This window comes from Methanocalculus natronophilus (assembly GCF_038751955.1).
GTDB classification, from domain to species: Archaea; Halobacteriota; Methanomicrobia; order Methanomicrobiales; family Methanocorpusculaceae; genus Methanocalculus; species Methanocalculus natronophilus.
This window is the reverse complement of record NZ_JBCEXH010000107.1, coordinates 1-569: the sequence shown is the minus strand read 5'-3', so window position 1 is coordinate 569 and position 569 is coordinate 1. Positions and strand designations below refer to the sequence as shown.

Annotated in this window: 2 protein-coding genes; both read left to right on the top strand. The window is 34.3% G+C overall.

All coding sequences use genetic code 11. The features are described 5' to 3' along the window. Positions 1-380: sensor histidine kinase (locus tag ABCO64_RS10720; RefSeq protein ID WP_343089470.1), on the top strand; the 380-nt coding region annotated here is incomplete at its 5' end. Beyond that, a partial coding sequence (locus ABCO64_RS10715) for a response regulator (protein WP_343089469.1) occupies positions 377-569 on the top strand: 193 nt, incomplete at its 3' end. The genes ABCO64_RS10720 and ABCO64_RS10715, both read left to right, overlap by 4 nt.

Below are 569 nucleotides of genomic sequence, written 5' to 3'. Positions count from 1 at the left end.
ACCATACCGCGACTTTCAAATTAGACTATCAAAATCATCTATCCCTACAAGGGCTTAGAAATATTGATGCACACGTTTTAGAAGAAATGTATTATATTATAAAAGAAGCTTTAATGAATGCCTTAAAACACGCTAACGCCAGCAAGGTTTCAGTGATTCTTTATCAAGAATTAGAATGTATAAAACTAATTATTACTGATAACGGGAAAGGATTTGACCTAAAGAAAAATCGAAGCGTTCAACACTTAGGGTTAAAATCTATGGATAAAAGTGCTGAAAACTTAGGGGGAACATTAAAAGTTTATTCTAAAGAAAAATCGAGTTGGTTTAAATCTGGGACGACGATTAACGCGTTCATACCACTGGAGGGCTCTTCATGAAAAAATTAATGATTGTCGATGACCATCATATTGTAAGAGAAGGCATTAAAGGGTTAATAGAAAAACATTCTAACTACATCATCACGCATACTATTTCTTCAATCGGTGAGATGTTTTTAATTTTAGAATCTAGTATGCCCGATTTATTACTGCTCGATTTAAAGCTCGCTGATGGCGATGGCATTACCG